Raw genomic sequence first — 2,204 nt, forward strand, 5'->3', positions numbered from 1 at the left:
CGCTGGGCCAGGTGCTGGCGCAGAACCTGCAGCAGGGCCTGCAAGGCGGCGGCGCAGCCGCCCAGGCAGCGCCCGCAGCGGCGGCCGCTGCAGTGGGCGTCAAGCCCGAAGACGTGATGGCCACGCTGGAGAAGCTGGGCGAGCTCAAGTCCAAGGGCATCCTCACGCAGGAAGAGTTCGACGCCAAGAAGGCCGAACTGCTCAAGAAGCTCGTCTGATCGATCGGATCAATTGCTATCATAAAAATAGCTGCTTGCGCTGGAGGGATAGGCGCTAGAGGCCAATAGGGCTTCAAAGCCGTTTAGCGCGGCGCGGGCAGAACACTCCACACGATGGTCACCGACCCCACCCAGCGCTATTACCGCGCGCCCTGCCCCGGCTGTGGCGCGCCGGTGGAGTTCAAGAGCGCGCAGTCCACCCATGCCGTCTGCGGCTACTGCCAGAGCACCGTCGTGCGCAGTGGCGACGTGCTCACGCGCCTGGGCAAGATGGCCGAGCTGTTCGACGACCACAGCCCGTTGCAGCTCATGGCCAGCGGGCGCATCCAGCTCGACGGCAAGGACGTTCCCTTCACCCTCATCGGCCGCCTGCAATACAAGGGCGACGCGGGCGTGTGGACCGAATGGGCGGCCTTCCTGAATGACGGCACGCTGGCCACGCTGGGCGAAGACAACGGTGCCTATGTCTTCACCCGGCCCATCGACCCCGGCCGCGAGATGCCTGCGCCCGAGCGCTTTCGCATCGGCACCACCACGGCCATCAACGGCAAACCCTACAGCGTGGCCTACACCGGCCAGGCACAGCTGATCTCGGCCCAGGGCGAGCTGCCCAAACTACCGCCGCTGGGCCAGCCCTTTGGCATGGTCGAGCTGCGCAGCGCCGACGGCGAAGTGGTCAGCATCGACTACGGCCACACCCCGCCCAATGTGGAGCGTGGCAAGGCAGTGCTCCTGGAAGACCTGCAGCTGCAGGGTCTGAAGGACGAATCGGCCAAGGACGAAAAAGGCCGCCAGTTCAACTGCCCGCACTGCGGTGCGCCGGTGCAGGTACAGCTGTCCACCTCCAAGAGCATCACCTGCGGCTCGTGCGCCAGCATCATCAGCCTGGACAGTGGCGTGGGCGGAGAGTTGCGCTCGGCGGAGCAGGACGAACCCGTCCAGCCCCTGATCCCGCTGGGCAGCAAGGGGCAGCTGCAGGGCGTGCACTGGCAGGTGGTGGGCTTTCAGCACCGCATGGGCGTGGAGCCCGGCGATGACGAGCACTTTGGCTGGAGCGAATACCTGCTCTACAACCAGAAGCGTGGCTTCGCGTTCCTGGTCGATTCCGAAGAAGGCTGGAGCATGGTGCGCCCCACCACCGGCGCGCCGCAGATGGCGGCCACGGGCCGCTCCGCCACGTACATGGGCACCAAGTACGACCTCAAGTACACCTACGAGGCCGAGACCACCTATGTGCTGGGCGAGTTCTACTGGCAGGTCACGCGCGGCCAGAAGACCACCAACCGCGACTTTGCGAGCGCCAAGGGCCTGCTGTCGATGGAGCAGAGCCCGAACGAAATCACCTGGTCTGCGGGAGACAAGCTGTCCAGCGACACGGTGGCCAAGGCGTTCAAGCTGGACGACAAGAAAGATGTCCTGAAGCGCGACGACCCTGGTCCGTTCGTGGCCAAATCCGGCCTGGGCTGCGGCACCATCATCATCATCGCCGTGGTGATCCTGATCCTGCTCATCTTGCTCAGCCGTTGCTCCAGCTGCGATCCCCGGGTCGAAAACTGTTCCTCGTCCTCCAGCTACCGAAGCTCGGGGGGCTCGTACGGCGGATATTCGTCGGGCGGCAGCCACAAGTAACCTCGCAACAACCCGAATTTCACCGGAGAACAGCATGACCAAATTCGAATGGCTTCACCCCCTGTCCATCGGCGGCACGCTGCTGTATGCCCTGATGGGCATCATCATCTTCTGGGCGGCCTTCATCATCATCGACAAGATCACGCCCTACGACCTGTGGCGCGAAATTGTGGAAAAGCAAAACAAGGCCCTCGGCATGGTGGTGGCGGCGATGTGCCTGGGCATCAGCATCATCGTGGCGGCCGCCATTCATTGACGCGCCTGTTTGCCTCCATTGCCTGAATGAACGTAGCAGCGCACCCCGCAGGGTGCGCTGACAGCCGCCTTGTCGCCTCCCACCTTGTCCCCTACCGAGCC

Annotated in this window: 3 protein-coding genes; all 3 read left to right on the forward strand. The window is 64.3% G+C overall.

The window, feature by feature from the left end:
- A partial coding sequence (locus DBR23_RS00930) for an SHOCT domain-containing protein (RefSeq protein ID WP_146191180.1) occupies positions 1–218 on the forward strand: 218 nt, incomplete at its 5' end.
- A 114-nt stretch (positions 219–332) separates the two neighbouring features.
- Complete coding sequence (locus DBR23_RS00935) at positions 333–1,847, forward strand: DUF4178 domain-containing protein (RefSeq protein ID WP_108497008.1); 1,515 nt, start codon at positions 333–335, stop codon at positions 1,845–1,847.
- A 34-nt stretch (positions 1,848–1,881) separates the two neighbouring features.
- Positions 1,882–2,103, forward strand: a complete 222-nt coding sequence (locus tag DBR23_RS00940) for a DUF350 domain-containing protein (RefSeq protein WP_044396181.1) — start codon at positions 1,882–1,884, stop codon at positions 2,101–2,103.
- Positions 2,104–2,204 lie beyond the last annotated feature (101 nt).

The organism is Acidovorax sp. HMWF018 (assembly GCF_003061035.1).
Lineage (GTDB): Bacteria > Pseudomonadota > Gammaproteobacteria > Burkholderiales > Burkholderiaceae_C > Acidovorax > Acidovorax delafieldii.